Origin of the sequence: Banduia mediterranea, assembly GCF_031846245.1 — a bacterium.
Taxonomy (GTDB): domain Bacteria; phylum Pseudomonadota; class Gammaproteobacteria; order Nevskiales; family Nevskiaceae; genus Banduia; species Banduia mediterranea.
On the sequence record NZ_JAVRIC010000004.1, the window covers coordinates 172,748 to 197,535 of the forward strand.

Consider the following 24,788-nt stretch of genomic DNA (forward strand, 5'->3'; position numbering starts at 1 on the left):
TGAGCCAGATGATTGCAGTGCTGGATCAAGCGCCGAAGGTATCGGGCGCTGTGTAGATGTTCATCAACAGGGGCACGATGATCGAGATCGTCGCGCCAAGGGTTTCGGTCGCGGGCGCAGTGGGTGTAGCCACGCTCCCGTCACCGTTCATGAGGTCCAGCTTCATGCTCATTCGCCGGTGGCGATTCCGGTGAGATGTTGGCTCGCGCAAAGGGCAGCCACAGACTCCACCACAGCCGGCCTGGGTCATCGGACAGGTATTGCAGCAAGCCGATCTGCATGCCGAGATGGCCTAGCCGCGGTGAAGCCACATAGCTTCCGAACAGCCGATCCCAGATCGACAGGTTGAATCCAAAGTTGCGGTGATGCTCGCGCGGATCGATCGAGTGATGAATGCGATGCATGTCCGGCGTCACCAGCAGGCGCCGCAGCCAGCGATCCACCCGTTCCGGAAGTCCGACGTTGGTGTGATTGAAGATCGCCATCGCGTTGAGGCCGATCTCGAACATCATCACGGCAAGGGCCGGCGCACCCAGCAGCAGCACCGCGGCGCTCTTGATCAGCATGGACAATCCGATCTCGATCGGATGAAAACGCAGGGCCGTGGAGGCGTCGATCTCGCGATCGGCATGATGCACCCGGTGCAGCCGCCAGAACAGCGGCACGCGATGGAAAGCCGCGTGCTGGGCCCAGATCAGCAGGTCGAGCAAGATCAGGCTGACGGTAAACGCCAGCCATTCAGGCCACGCCAGCCAATGCAGCAGTCCCGTCTGTGTTCGCTCGGCCCAGAGCGCCACCGCGACGGCAACCAGTGGCACCGACAGCGCAGCCAATAGTCGGACCACGCCGGCGCCCAGTAGCATGATGCTGAGGTTGGTCGCCCAGCGATGAGATCGGCCCAGCCGTCGCGGTCGACGCGGCCACCGGGTCTCGGCCAGCGACATGATCGCGAAGATCGCCACGAATGCGCTCAGCCGCCACGTCAGTTCCGATAGGCCGCCCACATGCATGAGCGTCACTTTGCGGCAGACCGGTGAGCTTGAAGGCCCGCCGGCGTCGCCATCGCGAACCGCGGCTGCCTCGCTTTCGCCATCCGCGAGTGGCGCGTGCGAATTCGGTCAGCGAGGATCGATCCGGTGTGCATCGATCAGCGCTGGCCGCCTGACGCGTTGAGCGTCCAGTCATACGACAGGTATTCGAGCTTGAACTGCCCCTTGGCGATCCGCGCCTGATCGACCGGCTTATCCGCCAGCAGGCTTGCCTGACTCGCCAGCCAGGCCTCAAGCCCTTTGTTGTCCGCCGTGAAGTCTTCGCCGTACCACTTGAAGATCGACGAGACGCTCAGCACCCCGCGGCTCGCATTGAAGCGATTGCGCGACCGGTCGCTCAGGAAGCGTCTCTGCTGATCGGTCAGTTGCGCGTCGAGGCTTGCCGCGCGATAGGGCTCCGGGCGCAGCGCCGGACAGCCGATCGACGCGCAGTTGACGGCGAAGTGGATGCGCGCATCGTGGTAGCGCGGGCGCAGCTGCTGATGCTCGATCCAGTCCAGGCTGCGCTGCTCGCCGAGCAAGGCGAAGAAGCTCTGCTTCCAGGGCGAACTCAACAGAGAACCCAGATCCCGAATCGACTGGAGATCGGGATATCGGCTCAGGATCAGCTCAAGCGTGAAGGCGTTGTAGGCATTGATCAGAAAGGCCTGCTGCTGATCCGGATGCCAGCGCTGGAAATCCACCTTGTCGACGGCCGAAAACGTCGACAGCGACGTCCTGAGTGCCGCGGGATCACGTTTGAGTGCGGCATAGTCCACCACGCTGCTGTTCCCGCCGGCCGTCCACCGCACATGCTTCTTCAGTGCTTCGCCATAGACGGCGTAGTCGTGATCAAAGGCCATGGCGGCGGTACTCAAGATCGCGGCGGTCATCATCAGCATCATCCTCAGAATCTTGCACATGGGCGTCAAGCTCTACGCCAGGTATGGAAGCGCTCGACATGGCGCAGCAGTCGCTCCGGCTTGTGCGCCTGCTTCCAGAGACCCGCCGCGTACTTGTTGGCCTCGGCGAGCGTCGGGTAAATGTGGATGGTGCCGAGGATCTTGTTCAGGCCGATGCGGTGCTTCATCGCCAGGACATACTCGGCCAGGAGATCGCCGGCATGCTCGCCGACGATGGTGACACCGAGAATCCGGTCCTTGCCCGGCACCGTCAGCACCTTGACGAAGCCATGCGCCTCGCCGTCGGCAATGGCGCGGTCAAGATCGTCCAGCGGATACCGGACCACTTCATAGGCAATGCCTTTCTCCTGCGCCTCGGTCTCGTTGAGTCCGACCCGCGCGACTTCCGGCTCCGTGAACGTGGCCCAAGGGATCACTGAGTAGTCGACCTTGAATGGTCCGCCCCGCAGCGCGAGGAGGGGACTGAACAAGCTGTTGACAGTGGCATACCACGCCATGTGCGCCGCCGTGTGCGTGAACTGGAACGGCCCGACCACATCGCCAACGGCGTAGAGATTGGGAAAGCTCGTCTGCAGGAACTCGTTGACCACCATCGTGCGGCCAGCCTTGATGCCCAGTTCTTCGAGGCCAAAGCCCTGGAGTCGGGCGACACGACCGACCGCGACCAGAATGGCGTCGAAGGCCACGCGTTCCTCGCGCCCTGCGGATTCGCAGACCAGAAACTTTTCGCCGTTTTCAACGATCACGGCCCTGGCCTGGGTGTTGACGCGCACATCGACGCCCTCGGCGCGGAAGCGGTCGATGACGAGTTGCGAGACTTCCGGGTCCTCACGCGCCAGCAGCCGCGGCAGCATCTCGATCTGCGTCACATGGGAGCCCAGTCGCGCGAAGGCCTGCGTGAGCTCCGAGCCGATCGGCCCGCCGCCGAGAACGATCAATCGTTGCGGCTGCTCGCGCAGCTGCCAGACCGTATCGGAGCTCAGGTAACCGACCTCCCGGAGCCCCGGGATCGGCGGCACGAACGGCTCGGCACCGGTAGCCAGGATGATGTTCCGCGCGCTCAGGCGTCTGCCATTGACTTCGACGGTCCACGGATCGACCAGCCTGGCCTCGCCCAGGACACATTCCACGCCCAGCCCGCTGAAACGCTCGACCGAGTCATGCGGCGCAATCGCTTCGACGATCCGCGCCACACGGTCCATCACCTTGGCGAAATTGGCTTCCCCCGCGACCTTGTCAAAGCCGAACTCGCCGGCACGGCGCAGCTGACTGGCGTACTTGGCGGAGCGGATCAGCGCCTTGGACGGCACGCAGCCAGTATTCAGGCAGTCGCCGCCCATCTGGTGCTTCTCGATCAGTGTCACCTTGGCGCGGACCGCAGCTGCGATATAGGCGCTGACCAGACCACCGCTGCCGGCACCGATCACGATCAGGTTGCGATCAAACCGCGTTGGCCGGCGAAAGCCGCGATAGACCTTGCGCGCCCGCGCGGCATTGACAAGGCCTCGGGCCAGATACGGAAAGACGCCGAGCAGGACGAAGGCGCCGATCAGTCCCGGCGACAGGATGCCGGCCAGCGAACGCAGCTGCGCAAGCTGAGTGCCGGCATTCACATAAACCGCCGTGCCCGCCAGCATGCCGATCTGGCTCACCCAGAAGAAGCGCCGCGCCGGCATTGCGGTGAGACCCATCAGCAGGTTGATGAGAAAAAACGGAAACAGCGGCACCAGCCGCAGCGTGAACAGATAGAACGCGCCATCGCGCTCGATGCCGGCATTAATGGCCCTGAGCCGATCACCGTAACGCGCCTCGATCATCCCGCGCAGTAAGTAACGCGCGGCGAGGAAGGCACCGGTCGCACCGAGCGTCGAGGCGAACGAGACGATGAGCAGGCCCCACCACAGCCCGAAGATCGCGCCCGCCGCCAGCGTCAGCACCACCGCCCCCGGAACCGACAGCGCCGTGGCCAGCACGTAGACGGCAAAAAAACTGGCGGTTGCAATCAGCGGTTGCTCACTGCGCCAGGCCAGCAGCGCAGCGTGCTGCGCGTGAAGGTAGTCCAGCGATAAATAGCGCCCGAGATCCAGCACGAAGAACGCCGCGACCGCTGCCGCGATGAGCAGGCCGATGATCAGGCGTCGAAGCGTGGAAGTGCTCATTCACAGTCCTGCGCGGTCGAGCGCGGCGATGAAATCGGCGGGCTCGGGCCGGAGGCGGTAGTTGTCCGTGAGGTCGCTGTACACGATGCGGCCGCCCGCAGCGGTGATGAACACCGTCGGCATCGGTACGTCGGAGTCGTAACCCAGGGCCTGCATGCCCATCGGCAAGCCGCCTCTGGCGAGGATGCCGAGCTGCGCGGCAACCCGATTGTCGCGATCGCTCAGGAAGCGCATCGGCGCCTCGAAACGTTGCGCCAGCCTGCGCGTGTGGTCCTGCGGCTGCGGGCTGATGAGGAAGACTTCGACGCCGCGATCCGCGAGCCGCCGGTATTCGGCCGCGACCTCCTTGATCTGCGCCATGCACAGCGGGCACCAGTTGCCGCGATAGAACATCCACAGCGCGGGCTTGCGGGTCAGCTCCGCGGTGCGCAGCTCGCGGCCATCGATGTCGATGAGAGCCAGATCGGGCAGCCGCTTTCCAGTGCCGAGCAGATCGCCACTGCGAGCACTGAAGCGTGAGTGGATATAGAGCAGCGACAGCAACACGCCGTTGAACAAGGCGATGCCGGCCGCCAGGCCGGGGCCCGCATCGGCGAGCGCGACGACAGTGCCCAGGCCGCCGGCCATCGGGATCCCGTGGAGGTTGGCACTGGTCCGCGCGGTCGAGCCCATGAACAGGCGCATGAAGAACGCCATCGGCACGCCCGATGCCAGCACCACGCCCCACCAGGCCCAGGCCTGCGGTGCGGTCCACAGGCGCGTGGCGGCGACGACCAGCCCGGCCATCAGCGCCATCATGTAGAACGAAACGAATAGAGCCTTGATGCGATGCATGGAGAATTTCTCAAGTGGACAGCGCGCCGCCGCAGGACGAACCCGCGCCGGCGGTGCACCCCAGACAGTGACGCTCAAAACGGATGGCGCGATTCAGCAGACGGGCGTGATCGAAGCTGTCGAGCGTCATTGCCTGGCCATTCGCATCGCGCGCCGCGATGCCGAGTTGCTGATTGAAGTCACAGTCGAACAGGTGACCCGCATGGTCCACGCTGATCAGGCGCCGGCACATCACATTCTCGGCCGCCTGCGGGTTGAAGGCCGCGAGCAAGGTCTCCATGTAGCGCTCGTACTGACCGTTCTTGCGCAGGTGCAGCGCGAAGCGGTGGATCGGCATGTTGGTGATGGTGAACAAACGGCTGAAGACGATGCCGTGATGCTCGGCCAGTTCTCGGCGGTAGTCCGCTTCCAGCTGGGCTTGCGGCGGCGGCAGCGACGGCCCGAGCGGGTTGTAGACCAGCGTCAGCATGAGCCCGGAGTCGGGCTGGCCGTAGCCGACGGCATTGAGCCGATGCAGAGCGGTGATCGACTTTTCGAAGACGCCTTTGCCGCGCTGGGTGTCGGTGTTCTTCTCGCCGTAGCACGGCAGCGAGGAAATGACCTCGACGCGGTGCTCGGCGAAGAAGGCGGGCAGATGCGCCATCGATTGGCCCGTTTTCGGATGCCCGTCGAACTGCACCGTCAGGTTGTGTCGCACCATGACGTGCTTGCCGAGCGTCGTGGCGCCGACGACCAGGCGCTCGAAATCCGCATGCAGTTCCGGCGCGCCGCCGGTGAGATCGAGCTGCGTGATCTGCGGGTGTCCGGCCAGGATCGCCAGCACACGATCGGCATGCGCGGACGACAGCTGCTCTGTCCGTGCCGGCGAGGCATCGACATGGCAATGCCGACAGGCCTGGTTGCACAGCTTGGTCAGGTTGACCTGCAGGGTCTGCACGTCGATCGGCGATAGCACCAGTGCATGCTCTGCGAGCAGGCGCTCGAACGCCGGACCATGATCGGCGGCTGGAAGATCGGCGAGGCGGACGGTGATGTTCATCAACAGCAGGCTCCGGGCTGGACGGCTGACACGGCGCCCGGCGGTGCGCAATCGAACAGACCGAAGTGCTGCGTTTTTTCACCGAACACGCGGAAATGCGCCGCGTAGCGCGAGCCGCCGAGCATGTCGGCGGTGTTGCCGCAGACCAGCATCGGCTTGCCGCTCACGAAATGATGGTGGTCGTCGAGCGTGAAGGCGTGCGGCGCTTCGGGCAGCGTGCCGAGATAGATGGCGACCTGCCCATAATCCTCGCAGCGATCTTCGAGATCGAGCTTGAACGCGCGCACGGTGCGTGAATAAAAGCGGATATTGCCGGCGCGCTGTTCCAGTTCCGGGTTGTTGATCAACAGCGGACTGCTGGTGACGATGCGGACATCCGCACAGCCGACCCGCAGCATCAGGCGCCGGAAATCCTCTTCATACAGCGCGCCGCCCAGGCACTCGCCGAGCATGACCGCGTCCGTTGCCAGCGTCGCTGGAATCCGCCGGTCACTGAACACGTCCGAGAAATAGAGTTCGCCGCCGGGCTTGAGGACGCGGAAGATTTCGCGGAAGACGCGTTCCTTGTCCGGCGAGAGGTTGATGACGCAGTTGCTGACGACCAGATCGAGGCTGGCGTCGTCGATGCCATCGAGCTGCTCGATATAGCCCTGCACGAAACGCGTGTTGGCATAGCCGAAGCGTTCGGCGTGCCAGGCCTGCGTGCTGCGCGCCAGCTCCAGTTGCTCCGTGGTCATGTCCAGGCCCGTCACCTGGCCCTCGGCGCCGACCAGTTGCGCGAGCACATAGCAGTCGCGACCGGAGCCGCAGCCGAGGTCGAGCACCTTCAAGCCCTCCAGCGCGGGCGGGATCGGCGAGCCACAGCCGTAGAAGCGGCTCTTCACGTCCTCGTGCACGTTCTTCAAGGCTTCGAGGACGCGCGCCGGGCCGGCTTCCGCCAGGCAGCAGGCACTGGTCTTGAGGTCGGCAGAGGATTGCAGAATCCGGCCGTAATAGTCCTGCACGCTCTCGTGGGTCTTGAAATCGCCGTCCATTTGAAATCTCGCTCGTTCGGTAAAATGGGTCAAGGGGCGGGTCAAGGGGCTCAGCCGCGGCGGCCATCGAGGTAGGCTGCGACCAGAGGATCGTTGGGCGCACTGAACAGTGCGTCGGTGCGATTGAATTCGATCAGCCGGCCACTGCCGTCGTGCGTCCAGAACGCCGCGCAGTAGTCCGAGATGCGCCGCGCCTGCGCGAGCTTGTGCGTGGCCACGACCCGTGACCACGACCAGGGTATAAGCGCAGCTTCAGTGTGCCAGTCCCGCAGCTGTCCGGTGTAAATCGCCACGATCTGCGAGTCGGTGAGGGCCTGGATCGGATTGCGGGCATGCACGATCACAGCAATGCCGTCCCGGGCAATCACGAAACCGCGCAGATCCGCCTCGTCGGCTTTCAGTGCACGCGACACCATGCCCCCGCAAGCCCGCTGCGGGCATCCTGCACGCCACGCGAAGAACCGCCGCTCTGCACATCGATACGCGTGCCCGGCTGCTGCTGCTCAAACCGCTTGCCGAGTTCGGCGGCCAGCGGCGCGACCGTGCTGGAGCCGGTCAGAACCAGCTTGTCCGCCGCCGCCGGTGAGACCATATGGGCGGCAATACAGAGGATCAATACAAAACGAGCAGGCATTTGCATGGACGCGACCGTATGACGATATAGGGCATCCTACGTTGGCCAAGCCGCGAATCTGAACATGCTGGAGTCTTGAATATATGTCCATGAGTCCAGAAGACGATCTGCTGTCCTCAGTGCTATCCGCCTATCACTTGCGAGCGGGCGTCTACGGCAGCCCGCGCTTTTGCGGTGCCTGGCAGCACAGCACCACCGGGATGCACCGCGGTGCGTTTCATCTCGTTGGCACCGGGGGAGCGTGGTTTCACACGCGGCAGCAGGCCGAGCCCATCCGACTGGAGCCTGGCGACCTCGTGGTGCTACCCCACGATGCCTGGCACATGCTTTCTGCCGGACCGGTATTGCACGGAGAGGACTCGATTCCGATCCAGGAGGGTGACGGGCCTTATACCGTCATGGTCTGCGGCTTCTTCGAGTTCGAACTGGGCGACAAGAATCCCATTCTGGATGCACTGCCAGAAGTGCTGGTCATCACCTACCGTGAAGGCGGCAGGGCCTTGGCAGCGCTGGGGGAGCTGATGATGGCGGAAACCGACGGTTCTTCGGTGGGCACGCGGACTGTGCTCGACAAGCTTGCCGATACCTTGTTCGTGATGGTGGTCCGCTTCTACGTCAACGGGCTCAGCGAACAGCGTGGCGTGCTGGCGGCACTGGCGGACGAGCGACTGCGGCGCGCTTTGGCGGCCATGCATCGCAAGCCGGGTGCGGACTGGACGCTTGAATCGCTGGCACAGGAAGCCGGCATGTCGCGCAGCAACTTCTCTCAGCACTTCGCTGCCGTGGTGGGCTCGACGCCGATCAACTATCTCACTCGGTGGCGCATGATCCAGGCGGAGCTCGCCCTTCGAAAACCACGGGTGTCCGTCGCAGCCGTCGCTGAGCAGATGGGCTACGAAACGGAGGCCGCCTTTCGCAAGGCCTTCAAGAGGGTTCACGGCATCGGGCCCGGCGCAATCAAGCGATGGCTAAAGGAGCGGATGCCTTGACCCAAGTTCGCGGATTCGCGCCGAGGAAAGTAACTCAGCAGACGTCGGGGTCAGAGACGTCGGGTCAACGTCGGGGTCAGCAACGTCGGGGTCAGGTCTTGTTCCTCGAACGTCGGGGTCGAACGTCGGGGTCAAACGTCGGGGTCAGGTCTTGTTCCTTGCCAAATTTCTTTGGCTTCGCTACGTTCCCCGCATGGCCCGCCCTCTGCGTATCGAATTCCCCGGCGCGATCCATCATGTGATGGCGCGCGGCAATGCCCGTCAAGCAATCTTCCTCAATGACGAAGGTCGCGACGCCTACGAGAGCGGACACCGACAACTTCCGCAGATCGGTGTGCACTTCGGGTCGCACTACTCGACTACTCGACGGTAAGCCGGATCGCGCGAGGTGTGGATCGGCGGGCTGCGTCAAGACGCAAGACCTGACCCCGACCTCTTCACTTGACCCCGACCTCTTCACTGACCCCGACCTCTTGACCCCGACCTCTTCAGGGCGGGTTTTGGCCCTGCTCGAACGGAGACATGGCGGTCCTTGACTCTCTATAGTGCTTCCACCATATTGAGCCGATGCTGGAGGCAGAAGCTCTCAGACCCGTTTCCTGGATTGCGTCCAGCTACAAGGACTACCGGGCGTTCCCGGAGCCTGTACAGGATGCGATGGGTTTCGCGCTGTTCCGCGCCCAGCAGGGCGCCAAGCACGATGACGCGAAACCCCTCAAGGGCTTCGGCGGCGCAGGCGTACTGGAAATCGTCACTGATCATGACGGCGATACCTTCCGGGCGGTGTACACCGTGAAGTTCGCCAATGCGATCTACGTCCTGCACGCCTTCCAGAAGAAATCGAAGTCGGGCCGCAAAACGCCGGCTGAGGAAATTGAACTGATCCGGCGCCGGCTCAAAGTGGCCGAAGCCGACTACCAGCAGCAACTCGCAAGAGGACCATCATGAGCAACGATACTGAAACGACCATCGTCCGCGGCACCGGCAATGTCTTTGCCGATCTCGGCTATCCCGACGCGGAGACCCATCTGCTCAAGGCCGGACTGGTCAGCCGCCTGCAGGATGTCATCAGCGAACGCAAGCTGACCCAGGTCGAAGCCGCCAGTCGCATGGGCGTCAGCCAGCCAGACGTGTCCCGGCTGCTCAAGGGTCAGTTCCGGGACATTTCCGTCGAACGCCTGATGCGCATGCTGACCAGGCTCGGTTGTGACGTCGAGATCGTCGTACGGCAGCACGGCCGGCGCGCGAAGCCGGAGGACACGATCCACCTGCAGGCGGCTTCGGCGTGAGAAGTTTAGGTGTGATGCGATACACCCATGTCCGCTGGCGGCCCATGATCTCAAAGGTAGAACCCCAGCAAGCAACCAGAAACCATCGGTCTGGCGATACCGTCTGCGCAGCAATCGGACGGCATCAGACGCGACTCGGTTGTCAGAATCGGCGCCCTTGGCACTGTCGCACCGAAGAACTCCCGTGACCATGGACACCAATGCTGTTCCAACGGTCTGGCTGCGCCGCGGAAACAGCACGCCAGTCGCCCTCTCGATTCCCCAGCTCAAGGCGATGCACGCCGGAGGCCGGCTCGCCGCGACGGACACGATCCGCATGGAAGGCGTGTCGACATGGACGCCGCTGGCGCAGGTGAAGGGGTTCTTCGCGGGATCGGCACTCGCCGCCCAGGCCCCCGCTACGCCGCCCGACCTCGACTCGCCCAAGGGGATCTACGAAACCGTCCGCAAGGAGATGGATGGGGAAGGTCGGGGTCAGGTCGGGAAGGTCGGGGTCACGAAGGTCGGGGTCACATGATGGATCGCGCCGGGGAATTCGATACGCAGAGGGCGGGCCATGCGGGGAACGTAGCGAAGCCAAAGAAATTTGGCAAGGAACAAGACCTGACCCCGACGTTTGATGTCGAAATGGATCTCACCCGCCTCCGGCGCAAAGCGAATATCGGTGACGCGCCACGGCGCCGACAGTCCCAACGCCGCCGTGAACAAGGCTTCCGATCCCGACATGTGTGCTCCCCACTCTTCATGAACGCCTCAATCAGGCAACACGAAGATTACAGGCCGATTCCACTCGATTCAGCATAGACCCAAAAAAAGGGGGGCGAATGCCCCCCCTCTGAAAACTGCTGACCTTCTGCCCTGCTTAGAACCGATACTCCAATCTTGCCCTCATGTACCGAGGAGTTTGAAAGCTTGCGGTCGCACGGTAGTTCGCGTTCGAAGCACCACTGCCAGTTTCAGACGTTTCATTCTCTTCAAGAGAAGCATCCGAGTTAAAGACGTTAAATACATCTACGCCCACACTCAGCTTGTTATCAAAAACATTAGGCGTATACGTCACACTCAGATCCAGCTTGTACACCCAATCTGTTCTTCCGGCGGAACCGCGAGGCACCAATACTGATGACCCATCTTCGGAGAACTGTTCGTTATTGGTGTAGTACGAGAACTGGGCGTAGTAATACTCGGGGCGCGAAGCATCCGGATAGAAGCCATAGGCACTCAGCGGACGGCCGGAATACGCTTGGAAAAATGCACCAATCTGCCATTCATCAGTCGGCTTATAGGCACCCGAAAGCTTGATCTTGTGGCGACGATCATTCGAGAGCCAACCGTAGGCGCCTTCCGTGAAGCCTGGCTGGTCGAAGTCCTGCGTGATAGCGACATCTTCCTGCTCCACGACACTGTTAACGAAGCCTTCGTAATTACCGTAGCTCTGCGACCAAGTATAGGACGCCTGTATAAACCACTCGGTGCCCCAAACCTTATCGTAGGTCAGTTCGACAGCATGGTACTTGCGTTCCGCTTCCGGGTAGCCAAGAGCATCCGCCGAAAGCTCAACCGGAACCAACGGACCGTCGCCATAGGCGTCAAGGTTCCCCGTTGCGGAATCGGTTGGGATATAGGCCGTCACGTCACCGCCAGGATTGGTGATGAAGTAGAAGTCAAATCCACAAGCGAACGCCGTTCGAACATTCGGGAACGTGCAGCTCTGCATATTGACATCGTCGCGACCTGCAAGCGTCCGGTTCAAGCCTTCGTCAATCGCGATGTCTTCCAAAGTTTGTCCCAGCTCGCGATAAACATATCGAATACCACCAGTTGCCTTCTTGCCGAAGATGTTTTCCGGAAGTGTCGATTCGAAACCAACGACAATTTCATCCTGATAGCTCGGATCTACATCACCGGAAACGAGCTGCAGAGTGTTTGCAACGTCACCGTCGGCAGTAACAGCTTCACCAATCAGATCATCCCCGGTCATTGGACGCTCAGTCTGGTCCGCTGAGTAGCCTTCAAAGTCGTAGACCTGAGTCCGATAAAACTCACCAGTACCGTTTCGGACGGCGACCTGTGTGCTTGTTGGAATATAATAACGCCCATAGCTCGCAAATACCTTTGTGTTGCCGTCGCCAAAGACGTCAAAGGCCAATCCGAGACGCGGTGCAATATCTCCATCGAGATCTAAGAAGGTGTCGCCTAACGTATTTTCCAGTTTAAATGATTCCTGGCGAAAACCGATGGTGGCGGACAACCTGGGGGTGATCTGCCACTGGTCTTCAACGTAATAGGCGCTCAGGGTCTCATTGATGGTCCCGTTGTTCGAGAAATCAATGATGGCCACGTAGTCTCCCGGCTCATTAACCTGGATACCACCGACGCTGGAGCCCGCAGACTGATTCAGATAGACCTCGTAGGATGAACCACCCGAAAGCGCGGTCGCACTGAAGCTCTCATTTTCTTCACGGTCTGCACCAAACCGAAGCGAATGCGAGCCGAAAACACCAAAATCACCCAAGTAATACTGGAAGTCCAAGCGGTACGCTTCACGCGTATCCTTGTCTAGCGTTGAGCTTCCGACATAGCAGCCCTTCTGACGCGAAACGGCATCATCACCATCTTGCACTTCGGTGACATTCGGACAGTCAGTATTTGAAGGAATCACTGATGTATCGTCAGTACCTTTACCGTACAAAGCCGACGCAGTGAAAGCATCTGTTATTTGGCCCGTATAACGGTAAATTTGAGTCTCGCCGCCTGAATTAAAGTCGAGCTGACCAGTTGCATCGGTCGCCACACCGACATCCAAATCGAATGTGTAGTTATAGCGACTGGTAATCGATTCGTCTTTAAAGTAGGTGATTTCAAAATTGTGGCCCTGCGCAATCGCCCAGTCTAGTTTTGCCGCGTAGAACGGAGAACTAATATGTGACTCCCCGTAACGCGAGCCTCGTGCAAAACTCTGAGAATAATCGCCCGTCTTAAGAACACCGTTGTCTTGGATGTTTCTCAGGTTTGCAAGCGCGAAGATAAAGAGTTTGTCGCGAATGATCGGCCCGCCCGCGTAAAAGTTCGCTTGCGTCTCTTGACGGTAGTCCGCTTCATTAAAATACAGGTACTGACTTGAGCCATTCGCATCCAGAACATTCGGCGAAGTTTCTGACCACGAATCATCTTGGTAGAAAGCGCTCATGCCTGCTTCCCACTCGTTTGTTCCGCGCTTGGATACGGCGTTCACAATACCACCCGTGGAGCGCCCGAACTCAGCGGAGTATCCGCCTGTCTTTACTTGAAAGTCCTGAAAGAATTCAAAAGGAACATTCGAAGGCCCTAACCGAGTCCTAAGATCAGAGATGTTGAATCCGTTAAGAAAGTACTGGTTTTCGGCAACTGTTGACCCACCGAAGGAGGCCAAATTTCCAAAACCGTCATCCCCTTGGATAGTGCCGGGAGCGAGCAATGCAACCGAAGTGATGTTTCGGCCCAGCGGCAGAGCGTCAAGCTGGGCTTCGTCGATATTAAACGCGAGTTCCGACGAAGAAACGTCAATAGGCGAAATTGCCGCAGCGGATACTGTGGTCGTACCCAATTCGACAGCGGACTGATTCGATCCACCCAGCGAAACTAAAGTACCTTGACCAATCCTGACCGTGAACGACTGATCCTCTTGCCCGTCCACGATAACCACGTATTTGCCCACCGGAATCGAGTTGGCGCGGAAATCTCCGCTCTGACCTGCGGTGACTGTACGCGAATAGCCAGTATCGACGTTCTTAAGTACAACTGAACTTCCGGCGGGCGCTTCGCCGTACACGAAACCTTCAGCGTTACTCTGCGCGAAAATTGGACTCGCGAGCCCGAATGCGGACGCGACCAGAGCTCCCTTAAGAGCACTGGAAACGATCGCACGGCCTCTGTGGCCCTTACGAACTTTCATCATGAATTCTCCCTACGAATTTAGTTGCCCCCGAATCGTGCACGCGGGAACGCGAGTACGACGCCCGGGACCTAGCGATGCAGGCGGAGAGTAGCCCCCGGTATTGGGGCCGTCAAGAATGTGTAACCAAGTGGTGCGGTGCGCCGTTGCGGTGCGCCAAAGACGCCCCGTTTTCGGGCAGAAGTGGCGGTTTTAATTGATTTTATTCATCGGTCGCGCTGGCAATCACTGCATTCCCAATCGACGCCCCCCTGAGCCGGAATGCACATTCGCAGACGAGGGGGCCGCGTTGGCGGGGTGATGCCTGATCACCCCGCCTTCGGGTTTTCACTCCACGGTGATGCAGTCCTTGTTGGCCGACAAGGTCGCTTCGCCGACGCCGGATACCTTGATCAGGTCTTCGGGGACCTTGAACGGCTGGGCACTGCGGTACTCGATGATGTCCTCGGCCTTGGCTGCGCCGATATTCTTGAGTTCGATGAGTTCTTCGGCGGTCGCCGTGTTGATGTTGACCGGGCAACTCCAGGCAGAAAACGAGATCAGGCCGGCGGTGAACAGACCTGCGATTCGGGCATATTTCATTTCGACACTCCCTATCCAAAGTGATTTATGCCTCGCCTTGCGAGACGTGCTCAATTTAGCGCGTTGTGGCACATTTGGAATCCCCTGCCCAGGTGATATTTGGCCTTCAATGCGACAAATCCGTTCCGATTCCGTACTTGAATCCGCCCTGGTCCGGGGGTCGGCTTTGCTAATGACGGCGGCTCAGCCCCCTCGTCGCGCACTGCCTGCACGTCTGGATACGGATAGGGCAGGCGCCGCTGTTCCAGCTGTTGAGACCCGGCTTCGCAGCGTTGGCCTGATGCGCATCAATCACGCGGGCGAGGTGGCAGCTCAGGCGCTTTATCACGGTCAGTCGATGACCGCTCGAGATGCGAAAACGCGTCAACACATGCTGTCTGCCGCAATGGAAGAGAAGGATCACCTGGCGTGGTGCGAGGCCCGTCTCGCGGAGCTGGGCGCACGACCGAGCCGATTGCAGGCGTTCTGGTACGGCGGTTCGTTTGCGATCGGCGCGCTGGCGGGACTTGCCGGTGACCGCTGGAGCCTGGGTTTCGTCAACGAAACCGAACGGCAGGTCGCCGAACACCTGGACGAGCACATCGCGCAACTGTCCGATTCGGACGTGCGCAGCCGCACGATACTCGAACAGATGCGTCTGGACGAGCAGCGTCACGGCGACGAGGCAGCCGTGGCCGGCGGCCGGCCACCGCCGGCGCCGGTGCGCCGCTTGATGCGGCGGGTTGCGGCCGTGATGAAGTGGACGGCCGGCCGCTTCTAGTCGAAGCAGCGCCCGCGCGCTTGCTTATCGGGCGATGTTCCGACCGTAGAAGATTTCCATGATCTCGTGGTCGACACGATTGCGAATCCGCTTGGATTCACGCGGCGGCAACTCACGCGCGCCTTCGCCGAACAGGTAGGTGTCGAGGTCCAGGTCCTTGAGGCGCATCTTGGTGTGGAAGAAGTACTCCTGGTAGACGTTGACGTCGACCATGTCGTACCGGTCCTTGATGCCCTTGGAGATGAAGTTCTGGATCGAGTCGATGTTGTGGTCGATGAAATGCTTCATGCCGCGCACGTTGCGCGTGAAACCACGTACGCGGTAGTCCATGACCACGATGTCCGATTCGAAACTGCTGATCAGGTAGTTGAGCGCCTTCAGAGGCGAAATCTTGCCGCAGGTCGAAACGTCGATGTCGGCGCGGAAGGTGCTGATGCCGGCGTCCGGGTGGGTTTCCGGATAGGTGTGGACCGTGATGTGGCTCTTGTCCAGATGCGCGACAACCGAGTCCTTGTGCGTGGCCGGTGTCGGCAGGCCGTCGAGATGGCCTTCGGATATCAGCATCGTTACCGAGGCGCCCTGCGGATCGTAGTCCTGCCGCGCCACGTTGAGGATGTTCGCGCCGATGATGTCCGCGACCTCGGTGAGGATCGCGGTCAATCGCTCCGCGTTGTAGGCCTCGTCGATGTATTCGATGTATTCCTGCTGGTGGCGTGCCGAACGCGCGTAGCAGATGTCATAGATGTTGAAGCTCAGCGACTTGGTCAGGTTGTTGAACCCGTGCAGCTTGAGCTTCAGGTCCTTGGCCTTGGTGGGCTTGGTCAACGTGGGCGTCCCCAATCTAATGGCGGCTCTGGTGGCGGCAGAGGAAATCGGATGCTGGTTTGTTCAGCGAGGAACCGCTAATTATCGCAACTTCATGACGCTTTCGCGACTCATCCAGGCACGCGCAATTCATAGTCGTGCGTCACCTTGGCGGCCTTGGACAGCATCAGCGAGGCGGAACAGTACTTGTCCGCCGACAGCTTGACGGCTCGTTCTACCTGGTTCGCCTTGAGGTCATTGCCGATCACCACGAAATGCAGATGAATATCGGTAAACACCTTGGGCTGGGTCTCGGCGCGTTTGCCCTTCACTTCCACGTAGCAGTCAAGCACAGGCTGGCGCGCCTTCTTGAGAATATGCACGACGTCCACGGCCGAGCATGCCCCGACCGACATCAGCATCAATTCCATCGGACGCATGCCCAGATCGCGCCCGCCCAGATCGGGCGGCCCATCGATCACGATGCCGTGGCCGCTGCCGCTTTCGCCGACGAAGGCCATGCCTTCGACCCACTTCACACGTACTTGCATCGCTGTCGCTCACCTCCGGGCCATGCTATTTTTTGTGGATCGCCGGTCAAACAATGGCGAGTCCACCGGGGGTTATTCGATGTTTCACAAGCCGGCCATCCAGGAGTTCATTGGACGGGCCCACAAACGCAGCTATCCGCCCAAGCACACACTGATTCATGCTGGCGATCTGCCCACGAGCCTCTACCTGATACTCGAAGGATCCGTCAGTGTGCTCGTCGAGGACCAAGACGGGCGCGAGATGGTACTCGCATATCTCAATCCCGGCTCGTTTTTCGGCGAAATGTGTCTGTTCCCGGAGCAGAACGTGCGCACTGCCATCGTCCGCACGCGCACACCCACGCTGGTCGCCGAGATCGGATTTCACGCGTTTCACCAGCTTTCGCACGAAATGCCGGATGTGATGTACGAAATCGCCGGCCAGCTCGCAGCGCGCCTGCGCGACACCAGCCGGCGACTCGCCGATCTTGCTTTTGTCGATGTTGCCGGGCGCGTGTCACACGAACTGCTGGCGCTGTGCCAGCAGCCGGATGCGCAGCCCAATCCGCGTGGAATGGTGATTCGCATCAGCCGGCAGGAATTGGCGCGCATCGTCGGCTGCTCCCGCGAAATGGCCGGTCGCGTACTCAAGAAACTCGAAGAAGACGGCCTGGTGCAGGTCACGGGCCGCAGCATTCTGGTCATCAACGCAGTGCCACGGCACGCGATCGCCTGATCGCGGCGGCCAGGCGATCAGGCCAACAGACGAAGCAAGGCCGCCGCGGGGCTGGACTGGCGCATCAGCGACTCACCCACCAGGAAACGGCGTACGCCCGCATCGGTCATTCGCTTCACGTCCGCCGCGACACCGATTCCGCTTTCGGTTACCACGTCCGTCGCTTCCGGCAGCAGCGGCAACAGCTCCAATGTGGTTTCCAGACGGGTTCCGAAGGTCCGCAGGTTACGGTTGTTGATGCCGAGCAGGCAGCGGCCCAGCAAGCCGGCGTCGAGCACCGCATCCAGTTCCTCGCGGTCATGGATTTCCAGCAACACGTCCATGCCGAGTTCGGTCGCGCAAGCCGCCAGTTCGCCCATCTGCCCGGCGCTCAGCGCGGCGGCAATCAGCAGGATGGCATCGGCACCGATGGCGCGTGCTTCATAGATCTGCAATTCGTCGATCATGAAGTCCTTGCGCAGGACTGGCAGATCGCAGGCGCCACGCGCCTGTTCCAGATAAACCGTTGCGCCCTGGAAAAAGCGCTCATCGGTCAGGACCGACAGACAGGCCGCGCCGCCGCTTTGATATTCGCGCGCCAGCCAGGACGGCTCGAAGTCCGCCCGGATCAGGCCCTTGCTCGGACTCGCCCGCTTGATCTCGGCGATCACGCCCACACCGTGCGCAGCCTTCTTCGAAAGCGCAGCCGCAAAACCGCGCGGGGCGGCCTGCTCGTCGGCGAGGCCGTGAAGGGAAGCCCGGCTGTGGCGCTTGGCCAATGCCGTGATCTCCTCGCGCTTGACGGCGAGGATGCGTTGCAGGATGTCCTCGCTCACGAAAGTCCTCCCAGCTCGCGCGTCACGCCAATGAATGCGTCGAGCTTGCGGCGCGCCGCGCCGGAAGCAATGGTGCGTGCAGCCAGCACAACACCATCATCGATACTCGGACATACACCGCAGACATAAAGCGCCGCGCCAGCATTGAGCGCAACGATGTCCGAGGCCGTGCCGGCCTTGCCGTCGAGCACGTCCAGCAGCACCGAGCGCGAATGCCTGGGATCGTCGACCCGCAGATTCCGGCTCGCGGCCATCGGCAGGCCGAAATCCTCGGGATGGATTTCGTACTCGCGAACCTCGTTGTTGCGCAGTTCACCGACCAGCGTAGCGGCGCCGAGCGAAATCTCGTCCATGCCGTCCTTGCCCCAGACCACCAGCGCACGCGATACACCGAGACGCTGTAACACGCGCACCTGGATGCCCACCAGATCCGGATGGAACACGCCCATCAGAATGGTCGGCGCGCTGGCGGGATTGGTCAGCGGGCCGAGGATGTTGAAGATCGTCTTGACCCCCATTTCCCGGCGCGCCGGACCGACCGCCTTCATCGCCGGGTGGTGGCGGGGCGCGAACATGAAGCCGGCGCCGCATCGATCCAGCGATTCCGCAACCTGCACCGGATCGAGATCGATGCAGGCGCCCAGCGCCTCCAGCACGTCGGCCGCACCGGACTTGGAGGACACGCTGCGATTGCCGTGCTTGGCGACATGTGCGCCGGCCGCCGCCGCCACGAACATCGAGGCAGTGGAGATATTGAAGGTCTGCGCGCCATCACCGCCGGTACCGACGATATCGACGAAATGTGGATAGGCCGGCGTCTCCACCTTGACCGCGAATTCGCGCATCACCTGCGCCGCCGCCGCGATCTCGCCGATGGTTTCCTTCTTCACGCGCAGTCCGGTGATGATCGCCGCCGTCATCACCGGCGAGACTTCGCCGCGCATGATCTGGCGCATCAGATCGACCATCTCGTCATGAAAGATTTCACGATGCTCGATGGCGCGCGTCAGCGCCTCCTGCGGGGTGATCGCCATGATCAGCGGGCCTCCAGAAAGTTCTTGAGCATGGTATGCCCATGCTCGGTCAGGATCGATTCTGGATGAAACTGCACGCCTTCGATCGGCAGCGTCTTGTGCTGAATCCCCATGATCTCGTCGACAGCGCCATCCGCCGTCGCGGTCCAGGCCGTCAGTTCGAAGTCCTCCGGCAGAGAGTCGCGCTCGACCACCAGCGAGTGATAGCGGGTCGCCGTGAACGGTGAAGGCAGACCGTAGAACACGCTCTGCTGGCGATGCTCGATGGCGCTGACCTTGCCGTGCATGACCTCGCGCGCGCGCACCACCTTGCCGCCGAAGGCCTGCCCGATCGCCTGATGCCCCAGACACACGCCGAGGATCGGAAACTGGCCCTTGAGACGGTCGATCAGATCCAGGCAGATTCCGGCCTCGTTGGGCGTGCACGGTCCGGGCGACAGCACGATATGGCTCGGCCGCTTGGCGGCAACCTCCTCAATGCGGATCCGGTCATTGCGATACACCTCGACCTCGGCGCCCAATTCCCCGAAATACTGCACCAGGTTGTAGGTGAACGAATCGTAGTTATCGATCATCAATAGCATCGGTTCGCCCCCTACACGCTGGCGGCGGCACGCAGCATCGCGCCGGCCTTGTTCATGGTTTCTTCCCATTCCGCCTGAGCGTCGGAATCCGCGACCACACCGCCACCGGCCTGCACATAGATGCGTCCGTCCTTGATCACCGCGGTGCGGATCGCGATCGCCATGTCCATGTTGCCGGACCAGGCGAGGTAGCCGACGGCGCCGCCGTAGATGCCGCGCTTGACCGGCTCCAGTTCGTCGATGATCTCCATTGCCCGCACCTTGGGCGCGCCGGAGAGGGTGCCGGCCGGGAACGCGGCAGCCAGGGCATCCAGCGCATGCATGTGCGGCTTGAGGCGCCCGCGCACATTGGACACGATGTGCATGACGTGCGAGTAACGCTCGATCGCCATTTTTTCAGTGAGCGTGACGCTGCCGATCTCGGCGACGCGGCCGACATCGTTTCGACCCAGGTCGATCAGCATCAGGTGCTCGGCGATTTCCTTGGGATCGGCCAGCAGCTCGGTTTCCAGCGCGCGATCCTCGGCTTCGCTGGCGCCGCGCCGACGCGTGCCGGCGATCGGGCGCACCGTCATTTCCTGGTCTTCCACACGTACCAGGATTTCCGGGCTGGACCCGACGACGTGATGATCGTCCAGATCCAGGCAGTACAGGTACGGCGAGGGATTGATCCGCCGCAGCGCGCGGTACAGCGCCACCGGATCGGCGTCGAAATCGGCCGCCAGCCGCTGCGAGGGCACCACCTGCATGACATCGCCGGCCGCGATGTACTGCTTGATCTTGGCGATCGCCTCGCCATAGCTCTGCGGCGTGAATCCGGATTCGAAGCGCTCGGCCGCCACACCGCCGGTTCCGCGCGAGGGCGTGCGCGGCAAGGGCTGCGTCAGCAATGCCTCGATCTCGTCGAGCCGGCGCCGCGCCCGCGCCTGATCGTCCGCATCGCCGATCGCCGCGTGCACCACAATCGTCAGGGTGGCACGCAGCGAATCGAAGATCGCCAGTTCGTCGCAGCGCATCAGCAGAATGTCGGGCGCGCCGATCGGGTCCGGATGCTCGCGGTTGATGCGCGATTCGACATAGCGCACACAGTCGTAGCCGAAATAGCCCACCAGCCCGCCCGTGAAACGCGGCAGACCCGGCGCCTCCTCCACCTGAAAGCGGCGGGCGTAGTCGGCGATCCACTCGAAGGGATTGTCGGAATTCGTATGTTCGACGAGTTCACCGTCGACGCGACGCTCGATTGCCGAGCCGCGCACGCTGAGAATTTCGCGGCAGGGCAGACCGATGAACGAATAGCGTCCCCAGGTCTCGCCGCCCTGCATCGATTCGAACAGAAACGAGTACGGACGATTGCCGAGTTTGAGATAGGTGCCGACCGGCGTATCCAGGTCGCCGGCCAGTTCGCGCGTCAGCGCAATGTGGGTGTAGTCCGTCATGGGGTCGAGATCGTCGAACGAGGTGGAACCACTCTGGCTGCGGCCAATGACAAGCGCCGCGTGACACTCAGGTCAGCGCCATCGCCACCACTGGCGCAGGTTTGCGGCCTGCGCATTCGACTCCCGGATCAACATTGTCGGCAAGCTAAGAATCATCTGGACGCGCGAATGATACGCGAATTCCGCGCCGTCCCGACAAGCCCCACAGCATTCAGGTCGCCATTCATTCAGCGCTGCCCGCCGTGTGCGAGCTCGGTCAGAAAGTACAGCGTGGTCAATGCCAGTGCCACGAAAGCGGCCTCGCAAACGCGCGTCCAGCCGCCTGAGGCATAGGCAAGACCGGCCAGCGCCGAGCCGGCCGCGCCGCCGCCGAAGAACAGCGCCATGTACAGGGCGTTGAGGCGCCCGCGCACTTCATCGCTGAGCATGTAGATCGCACGCTGACCGAGCACCAGATTCACGGACACCGCGAAATCCAGGATCACCGCGGCGGCGAGCAACAGCCACAGCGAACCCGCAGCCCCACCCCAGCCGGCCAACACGAAAGACAGCCCCGCCAGCAGGAAGGCACCGCCGGTCGCGAGCCGGGTCAGTCCCCGATCGGCAAGCCGCCCGGCCAACGGTGCCGACAGCGCGCCCGAGGCGCCGGCCAGTGCGAACAGGGCAATGTCGCGCTGCGAGAAATCGAAGGGCGCGTCTCCCAGTCGCAGGGCGATCATCGTCCAGAACGCGCTGAACGCACCGAACATGGCGGCGTGATAGGTCGCCCGCCGGCGCAGCAAGGGCGTGTCCCGGAACAAGTGCCACAGGGACCGGATCAATGCGCCATACGACAAATCCATGGGCGCAGGCTGACGCAGGGGCAGCAAGCGGCGCAGCGCCATCGCCAGCACCGCGATCGCCACGGCGGAGATCGCGTAGATGGCGCGCCAGCCGCCGAACTCGGCGACGAAACTCGACAGCGGCCGCGCCAACAGTATGCCGACCAGCAGACCGCTCATGACGTTGCCGACGACACGACCGCGCTCCGCCGGCGGTGCCAGCGAGGCGGCAAACGGCACCAGAATCTGCGCTGCGACACAGCACAGCCCCATGCCGAAGGTCGCCAGGAGGAACAGCGCGGGGCCCCGCGCCGTGGCCACCGCGATCAGACTGAGCACGACCAGGGTGAGCAGACCGACCGACAGCCGCCGGTTTTCGAACCGATCGCCCAGCGGCACCAGCAACAGCAGGCCGAGGCCATAGCCGAGCTGGGTCAGGGTCACCACCAGACTGACGGTGGCATGGCTCAGACCCAGGTCGGCGCCGATCAGGCCGACCAGGGGTTGCGCATAATAGAGGTTGGCGGCGATCAGTCCGCAGGCCAGTGCGAAAGTCCAGACCAGGCCAGCGCGCACCGGTGCCGCCGGCTTGCTGACGTCGTTCAAATCACCAGTCCCTTCAGCGTCCCGATCAAACGGCTTCGGCAATGGCATCGCGCATCGCCCGAATCGTGGCCTGGTAATCGCTCGCGCCGAAGATCGCGGAGCCGGCGACGAAGGTATCGGCACCGGCGGCAGCGATCGCACCGATGTTGTCGGCCTTGACCCCGCCATCGATCTCCAGGCGAATCTCGTGGCCGCTGGCGTCGATCAGGGCACGCACTTCGCGCAGCTTGTCGAGCGCCGCCGGGATGAAGCTCTGTCCGCCGAAGCCTGGATTCACCGACATCAGCAACACCATGTCCACCTTGTCCATGACATAGCGCAGGACATCCAGCGGCGTCGCCGGATTGAACACCAGGCCGGTCTTGCAGCCGGCCGCGCGTATCGCCTGCAGGCTGCGATCCACATGGCGGCTCGCCTCGGGGTGAAAGCTGATCAGGCTGGCGCCGGCCTTGGCGAACATCTGCGCGAGTTCATCCACCGGCTCGACCATCAGATGCACATCGATCGGCGCCGTGACCCCATGCTTGCGCAGCGCTTCGCAGACCATCGGACCGATTGTCAGATTGGGCACGTAGTGATTGTCCATCACGTCGAAATGCACCCAGTCCGCGCCGGCGGCGATCACCTGATCGACCTCCTCGCCGAGACGCGCGAAGTCGGCGGAAAGAATGCTGGGGGCGATGATCGGTGACTGGCGCGGCATGGAATTCGTCCGTGGCGGAAAGCGCGCGCATTATTCCGTCTGGCGGCGCCAGTTGCGAGCCCCGCCGAGCTTGCCTACATTCAGCGCCCGCTCCCGGAACCCGCCATGAACGCGATGCCTGTCCTGTACGAATCCTCGATCCAATCGCTGCCGCGCCTGCACCGCGGCAAGGTGCGGGACATTTTCGCGGTCGGCGACGAGCATATGCTGATCGTCACCAGCGACCGGCTTTCGGCCTTCGACGTGATTCTTCCGCAGCCGATTCCCGGCAAGGGCGCGGTACTGACCGCCGTCACCGACTTCTGGATGCGGCGCTTTTCGGAGCTGGTGCCCAATCACGCTTCGGACCTGGAGCTCTGGCAATGGATCACGCCGGAAGAGATGGCCGAATGCGAAGGGCGCGCCGTGCTGGTCCGGAAACTCAAGGCCCTGCCGATCGAGGCCGTGGTACGTGGCTACCTGATCGGCTCCGGCTGGAAGGACTATCAGAATACCGGCGCGGTCTGCGGGATCAGACTGCCGCAGGGCTTGCGCATCGCCGATCGCCTGCCGCAGCCGATCTTCACGCCGGCCGACAAGGCACCGGTCGGCAGCCATGACGAAAACATCAGCTTTGCTCAGGTCGAGGCGGCCATCGGCCACGAGCTTGCGATCCAGGTCCGCGATCTGAGCCTGCGTCTGTACAGCGAGGCTGCGGAGTATGCGCGCGAACGCGGTATCATCATCGCCGACACCAAGTTCGAATTCGGCGTCGATGCGGCCGGCAAGCTGCACCTGATCGACGAAGTGCTGACACCTGACTCCTCACGCTTCTGGCCGGCGGATACTTACCGTCCCGGCATCAGCCCGCCGAGTTTCGACAAGCAGTTCGTGCGCGATTATCTGGACACCCTGGACTGGAACAAGCAGGCGCCCGGTCCGAAATTGCCGGACGAGATCATCCTGCGTACGGCCGACAAGTATCGCGAGGCTCAGCGCCGGCTGATCGGCTGAGTCCAGGAACACCGACGAGGGAGAAAGGCAATGACGATTGCTCTGTGGTGCGTTCTTGTGGCGGCCCTGCTGCCGTTCTGCTTCAGCATGACCGCCAAGGCCGGCGGACGTTTCACGCCGCGTGCCAATCACAACCCACGCGAATTCCTGGAAACCATCCAGGGTTGGCCGAAGCGTGCACACTGGGCGCAGCAGAACAGCTTCGAGGCGTTCCCGATGTTCGCCGCCGCCGTGATCATCGCGCATGTCGTGCCCGGGCCGAATTCGACTGCGACCTGCTGGCCCTGCTCTTCATCGCCTGCCGCATCTTCGTAAGCGTTCAAACCGCGGCGTAGTTGCCCCGATGCTCAAGGTCTGATCGGAGCGGATTGTCGGCGAAGCGGACTTTCCATTCACGCGGCGTGAGTTCGATGACTCGGCTGGCGGGATGCTGACCGACGCGCTGGAGCACATCGACCAGATAGGCGTGCGCGTTGACGCCGTGCAGCCGGCAGGTGACGAGCAGGCTCTGAATGATCGCG

General features: G+C 62.1%; 29 protein-coding genes and 1 pseudogene. 9 read left to right on the plus strand and 21 right to left on the minus strand.

What is annotated here, in order from left to right:
* Nucleotides 1–25: 25 nt before the first annotated feature.
* From RM530_RS04565 to RM530_RS04605, 9 genes are all read right to left on the minus strand, one after another.
* Nucleotides 26–151 (minus strand): hypothetical protein, encoded by a 126-nt coding sequence (locus RM530_RS04565; RefSeq protein WP_311364022.1) that lies wholly within the window; start codon nucleotides 149–151, stop codon nucleotides 26–28.
* Nucleotides 141–962, minus strand: a complete 822-nt coding sequence (locus RM530_RS04570) for a sterol desaturase family protein (protein WP_311364023.1) — start codon at nucleotides 960–962, stop codon at nucleotides 141–143. The genes RM530_RS04565 and RM530_RS04570 overlap by 11 nt, the downstream gene beginning before the upstream one ends.
* Before the next feature lie 185 nt (nucleotides 963–1,147).
* Nucleotides 1,148–1,951, minus strand: coding sequence for a DUF547 domain-containing protein (locus tag RM530_RS04575; RefSeq protein ID WP_311364024.1), 804 nt, complete (start codon nucleotides 1,949–1,951; stop codon nucleotides 1,148–1,150).
* A gap of 5 nt (nucleotides 1,952–1,956) precedes the next feature.
* Nucleotides 1,957–4,110 carry a dihydrolipoyl dehydrogenase family protein gene (locus RM530_RS04580; protein WP_311364025.1) on the minus strand — a complete coding sequence of 718 codons (2,154 nt, stop codon included), beginning with the start codon at nucleotides 4,108–4,110 and terminating at the stop codon, nucleotides 1,957–1,959.
* Complete coding sequence (locus RM530_RS04585; RefSeq protein WP_311364026.1) at nucleotides 4,111–4,905, minus strand: peroxiredoxin family protein; 795 nt, start codon at nucleotides 4,903–4,905, stop codon at nucleotides 4,111–4,113. It abuts the gene before it with no gap.
* A 49-nt stretch (nucleotides 4,906–4,954) separates the two neighbouring features.
* Complete coding sequence (gene arsS / locus RM530_RS04590) at nucleotides 4,955–5,983, minus strand: arsenosugar biosynthesis radical SAM (seleno)protein ArsS (protein ID WP_311364027.1); 1,029 nt, start codon at nucleotides 5,981–5,983, stop codon at nucleotides 4,955–4,957.
* On the minus strand, nucleotides 5,983–7,017 hold the full coding sequence (locus RM530_RS04595) for a methyltransferase domain-containing protein (protein ID WP_311364028.1): 1,035 nt from the start codon (nucleotides 7,015–7,017) through the stop codon (nucleotides 5,983–5,985). The genes arsS and RM530_RS04595 overlap by 1 nt, the downstream gene beginning before the upstream one ends.
* A gap of 50 nt (nucleotides 7,018–7,067) precedes the next feature.
* Nucleotides 7,068–7,430 carry a substrate-binding domain-containing protein gene (locus RM530_RS04600; protein ID WP_311364029.1) on the minus strand — a complete coding sequence of 121 codons (363 nt, stop codon included), beginning with the start codon at nucleotides 7,428–7,430 and terminating at the stop codon, nucleotides 7,068–7,070.
* Nucleotides 7,415–7,657, minus strand: coding sequence for a substrate-binding domain-containing protein (locus RM530_RS04605; RefSeq protein ID WP_311364030.1), 243 nt, complete (start codon nucleotides 7,655–7,657; stop codon nucleotides 7,415–7,417). Before RM530_RS04605 ends, RM530_RS04600 begins: the two co-directional genes overlap by 16 nt.
* A 77-nt stretch (nucleotides 7,658–7,734) precedes the next feature.
* Here RM530_RS04605 and RM530_RS04610 point away from each other — a divergent pair, with 77 nt between their 5' ends.
* From RM530_RS04610 to RM530_RS04630, 5 genes are all read left to right on the plus strand, one after another.
* The gene (locus RM530_RS04610) at nucleotides 7,735–8,640 is read left to right on the plus strand and encodes a cupin domain-containing protein (protein ID WP_349256172.1); all 906 of its coding nucleotides are present in this window, start codon (nucleotides 7,735–7,737) and stop codon (nucleotides 8,638–8,640) included.
* Nucleotides 8,641–8,833: 193 nt separating this feature from the next.
* On the plus strand, nucleotides 8,834–9,013 hold the full coding sequence (locus RM530_RS04615) for a hypothetical protein (RefSeq protein ID WP_311364032.1): 180 nt from the start codon (nucleotides 8,834–8,836) through the stop codon (nucleotides 9,011–9,013).
* Between the two features lie 194 nt (nucleotides 9,014–9,207).
* Nucleotides 9,208–9,588, plus strand: a complete 381-nt coding sequence (locus tag RM530_RS04620) for a type II toxin-antitoxin system RelE/ParE family toxin (RefSeq protein ID WP_311364033.1) — start codon at nucleotides 9,208–9,210, stop codon at nucleotides 9,586–9,588.
* A complete protein-coding gene (locus tag RM530_RS04625; protein ID WP_311364034.1) occupies nucleotides 9,585–9,929 on the plus strand; it encodes a helix-turn-helix domain-containing protein in 345 nt (114 codons plus the stop codon). Before RM530_RS04620 ends, RM530_RS04625 begins: the two co-directional genes overlap by 4 nt.
* A 184-nt stretch (nucleotides 9,930–10,113) precedes the next feature.
* Complete coding sequence (locus tag RM530_RS04630) at nucleotides 10,114–10,446, plus strand: hypothetical protein (protein ID WP_311364035.1); 333 nt, start codon at nucleotides 10,114–10,116, stop codon at nucleotides 10,444–10,446.
* Here the strand turns inward: RM530_RS04630 and RM530_RS04635 are convergent.
* The 3 genes from RM530_RS04635 to RM530_RS04645 form a co-directional block, all read right to left on the minus strand.
* Nucleotides 10,404–10,655 (minus strand): hypothetical protein, encoded by a 252-nt coding sequence (locus RM530_RS04635; RefSeq protein WP_311364036.1) that lies wholly within the window; start codon nucleotides 10,653–10,655, stop codon nucleotides 10,404–10,406. The two genes, RM530_RS04630 and RM530_RS04635, sit on opposite strands and share 43 nt — an antisense overlap.
* Nucleotides 10,656–10,791: 136 nt before the next feature.
* Entirely contained in the window at nucleotides 10,792–13,863 is a 3,072-nt protein-coding gene (locus RM530_RS04640) for a TonB-dependent receptor (protein ID WP_311364037.1), read from the minus strand.
* Nucleotides 13,864–14,190: 327 nt separating this feature from the next.
* Nucleotides 14,191–14,445 carry a ComEA family DNA-binding protein gene (locus RM530_RS04645; protein WP_311364038.1) on the minus strand — a complete coding sequence of 85 codons (255 nt, stop codon included), beginning with the start codon at nucleotides 14,443–14,445 and terminating at the stop codon, nucleotides 14,191–14,193.
* Nucleotides 14,446–14,617: 172 nt separating this feature from the next.
* On the opposite strand from RM530_RS04645, the gene coq7 reads away from it, so the two are divergent.
* Nucleotides 14,618–15,205, plus strand: coding sequence for a 2-polyprenyl-3-methyl-6-methoxy-1,4-benzoquinone monooxygenase (coq7, locus tag RM530_RS04650; protein ID WP_311364039.1), 588 nt, complete (start codon nucleotides 14,618–14,620; stop codon nucleotides 15,203–15,205).
* 24 nt (nucleotides 15,206–15,229) lie between these two features.
* Here coq7 and speD read toward each other — a convergent pair whose 3' ends face one another.
* Together speD and RM530_RS04660 are read right to left on the minus strand one after the other, a co-directional pair.
* Nucleotides 15,230–16,030: an adenosylmethionine decarboxylase gene (gene speD, locus RM530_RS04655; protein ID WP_349256174.1), complete on the minus strand. Its 801-nt coding sequence runs from the start codon at nucleotides 16,028–16,030 to the stop codon at nucleotides 15,230–15,232.
* Nucleotides 16,031–16,140: 110 nt separating this feature from the next.
* Complete coding sequence (locus tag RM530_RS04660; protein ID WP_311364040.1) at nucleotides 16,141–16,560, minus strand: OsmC family protein; 420 nt, start codon at nucleotides 16,558–16,560, stop codon at nucleotides 16,141–16,143.
* 79 nt (nucleotides 16,561–16,639) lie between these two features.
* Between RM530_RS04660 and crp the strand changes: the two genes are divergently transcribed.
* The gene (gene crp, locus RM530_RS04665) at nucleotides 16,640–17,275 is read left to right on the plus strand and encodes a cAMP-activated global transcriptional regulator CRP (RefSeq protein ID WP_311364041.1); all 636 of its coding nucleotides are present in this window, start codon (nucleotides 16,640–16,642) and stop codon (nucleotides 17,273–17,275) included.
* Nucleotides 17,276–17,292: 17 nt separating this feature from the next.
* On the opposite strand, the gene trpC is transcribed toward crp, so the two are convergent.
* From trpC to rpe, 6 genes are all read right to left on the minus strand, one after another.
* Nucleotides 17,293–18,090: an indole-3-glycerol phosphate synthase TrpC gene (trpC, locus tag RM530_RS04670; RefSeq protein ID WP_311364042.1), complete on the minus strand. Its 798-nt coding sequence runs from the start codon at nucleotides 18,088–18,090 to the stop codon at nucleotides 17,293–17,295.
* Nucleotides 18,087–19,124: an anthranilate phosphoribosyltransferase gene (gene trpD, locus RM530_RS04675; RefSeq protein ID WP_311364043.1), complete on the minus strand. Its 1,038-nt coding sequence runs from the start codon at nucleotides 19,122–19,124 to the stop codon at nucleotides 18,087–18,089. Before trpD ends, trpC begins: the two co-directional genes overlap by 4 nt.
* A 2-nt stretch (nucleotides 19,125–19,126) precedes the next feature.
* Nucleotides 19,127–19,708, minus strand: a complete 582-nt coding sequence (locus tag RM530_RS04680) for an anthranilate synthase component II (protein ID WP_311364044.1) — start codon at nucleotides 19,706–19,708, stop codon at nucleotides 19,127–19,129.
* Nucleotides 19,709–19,719: 11 nt separating this feature from the next.
* Entirely contained in the window at nucleotides 19,720–21,144 is a 1,425-nt protein-coding gene (trpE, locus tag RM530_RS04685) for an anthranilate synthase component I (protein ID WP_311364045.1), read from the minus strand.
* A 227-nt stretch (nucleotides 21,145–21,371) separates the two neighbouring features.
* Complete coding sequence (locus RM530_RS04690) at nucleotides 21,372–22,571, minus strand: MFS transporter (protein ID WP_311364046.1); 1,200 nt, start codon at nucleotides 22,569–22,571, stop codon at nucleotides 21,372–21,374.
* 25 nt (nucleotides 22,572–22,596) lie between these two features.
* Entirely contained in the window at nucleotides 22,597–23,274 is a 678-nt protein-coding gene (rpe, locus tag RM530_RS04695; protein WP_311364047.1) for a ribulose-phosphate 3-epimerase, read from the minus strand.
* 114 nt (nucleotides 23,275–23,388) lie between these two features.
* Between rpe and RM530_RS04700 the strand changes: the two genes are divergently transcribed.
* Nucleotides 23,389–24,267 (plus strand): phosphoribosylaminoimidazolesuccinocarboxamide synthase, encoded by an 879-nt coding sequence (locus tag RM530_RS04700; RefSeq protein WP_349256178.1) that lies wholly within the window; start codon nucleotides 23,389–23,391, stop codon nucleotides 24,265–24,267.
* A 30-nt stretch (nucleotides 24,268–24,297) separates the two neighbouring features.
* Nucleotides 24,298–24,519, plus strand: a pseudogene (locus RM530_RS04705) (MAPEG family protein); the annotation flags it as partial.
* Nucleotides 24,520–24,586: 67 nt separating this feature from the next.
* On the opposite strand, the gene RM530_RS04710 reads toward RM530_RS04705, so the two are convergent.
* Nucleotides 24,587–24,788: transposase domain-containing protein (locus RM530_RS04710; protein ID WP_311364050.1), on the minus strand; the 202-nt coding region annotated here is incomplete at its 5' end.

Bases quoted from the DNA above. Each gene is read 5' to 3' on its own strand.
- trpD (WP_311364043.1), bottom strand. From the start codon at position 19,124: ATGGCGATCACCCCGCAGGAGGCGCTGACGCGCGCCATCGAGCATCGT.
- trpE (WP_311364045.1), bottom strand. From the start codon at position 21,144: ATGACGGACTACACCCACATTGCGCTGACGCGCGAACTGGCCGGCGAC.
- RM530_RS04610 (WP_349256172.1), top strand. From the start codon at position 7,735: ATGTCCATGAGTCCAGAAGACGATCTGCTGTCCTCAGTGCTATCCGCC.
- RM530_RS04580 (WP_311364025.1), bottom strand. From the start codon at position 4,110: ATGAGCACTTCCACGCTTCGACGCCTGATCATCGGCCTGCTCATCGCG.
- RM530_RS04620 (WP_311364033.1), top strand. From the start codon at position 9,208: ATGCTGGAGGCAGAAGCTCTCAGACCCGTTTCCTGGATTGCGTCCAGC.
- coq7 (WP_311364039.1), top strand. From the start codon at position 14,618: ATGACGGCGGCTCAGCCCCCTCGTCGCGCACTGCCTGCACGTCTGGAT.
- RM530_RS04640 (WP_311364037.1), bottom strand. From the start codon at position 13,863: ATGAAAGTTCGTAAGGGCCACAGAGGCCGTGCGATCGTTTCCAGTGCT.
- RM530_RS04660 (WP_311364040.1), bottom strand. From the start codon at position 16,560: ATGCAAGTACGTGTGAAGTGGGTCGAAGGCATGGCCTTCGTCGGCGAA.
- RM530_RS04575 (WP_311364024.1), bottom strand. From the start codon at position 1,951: ATGTGCAAGATTCTGAGGATGATGCTGATGATGACCGCCGCGATCTTG.
- rpe (WP_311364047.1), bottom strand. From the start codon at position 23,274: ATGCCGCGCCAGTCACCGATCATCGCCCCCAGCATTCTTTCCGCCGAC.
- RM530_RS04615 (WP_311364032.1), top strand. From the start codon at position 8,834: ATGGCCCGCCCTCTGCGTATCGAATTCCCCGGCGCGATCCATCATGTG.
- RM530_RS04645 (WP_311364038.1), bottom strand. From the start codon at position 14,445: ATGAAATATGCCCGAATCGCAGGTCTGTTCACCGCCGGCCTGATCTCG.
- RM530_RS04625 (WP_311364034.1), top strand. From the start codon at position 9,585: ATGAGCAACGATACTGAAACGACCATCGTCCGCGGCACCGGCAATGTC.
- RM530_RS04565 (WP_311364022.1), bottom strand. From the start codon at position 151: ATGAACGGTGACGGGAGCGTGGCTACACCCACTGCGCCCGCGACCGAA.
- RM530_RS04635 (WP_311364036.1), bottom strand. From the start codon at position 10,655: ATGTCGGGATCGGAAGCCTTGTTCACGGCGGCGTTGGGACTGTCGGCG.
- RM530_RS04595 (WP_311364028.1), bottom strand. From the start codon at position 7,017: ATGGACGGCGATTTCAAGACCCACGAGAGCGTGCAGGACTATTACGGC.
- RM530_RS04585 (WP_311364026.1), bottom strand. From the start codon at position 4,905: ATGGCGCTGATGGCCGGGCTGGTCGTCGCCGCCACGCGCCTGTGGACC.
- crp (WP_311364041.1), top strand. From the start codon at position 16,640: ATGTTTCACAAGCCGGCCATCCAGGAGTTCATTGGACGGGCCCACAAA.
- RM530_RS04700 (WP_349256178.1), top strand. From the start codon at position 23,389: ATGCCTGTCCTGTACGAATCCTCGATCCAATCGCTGCCGCGCCTGCAC.
- RM530_RS04680 (WP_311364044.1), bottom strand. From the start codon at position 19,708: ATGCTATTGATGATCGATAACTACGATTCGTTCACCTACAACCTGGTG.
- RM530_RS04605 (WP_311364030.1), bottom strand. From the start codon at position 7,657: ATGCAAATGCCTGCTCGTTTTGTATTGATCCTCTGTATTGCCGCCCAT.
- arsS (WP_311364027.1), bottom strand. From the start codon at position 5,983: ATGAACATCACCGTCCGCCTCGCCGATCTTCCAGCCGCCGATCATGGT.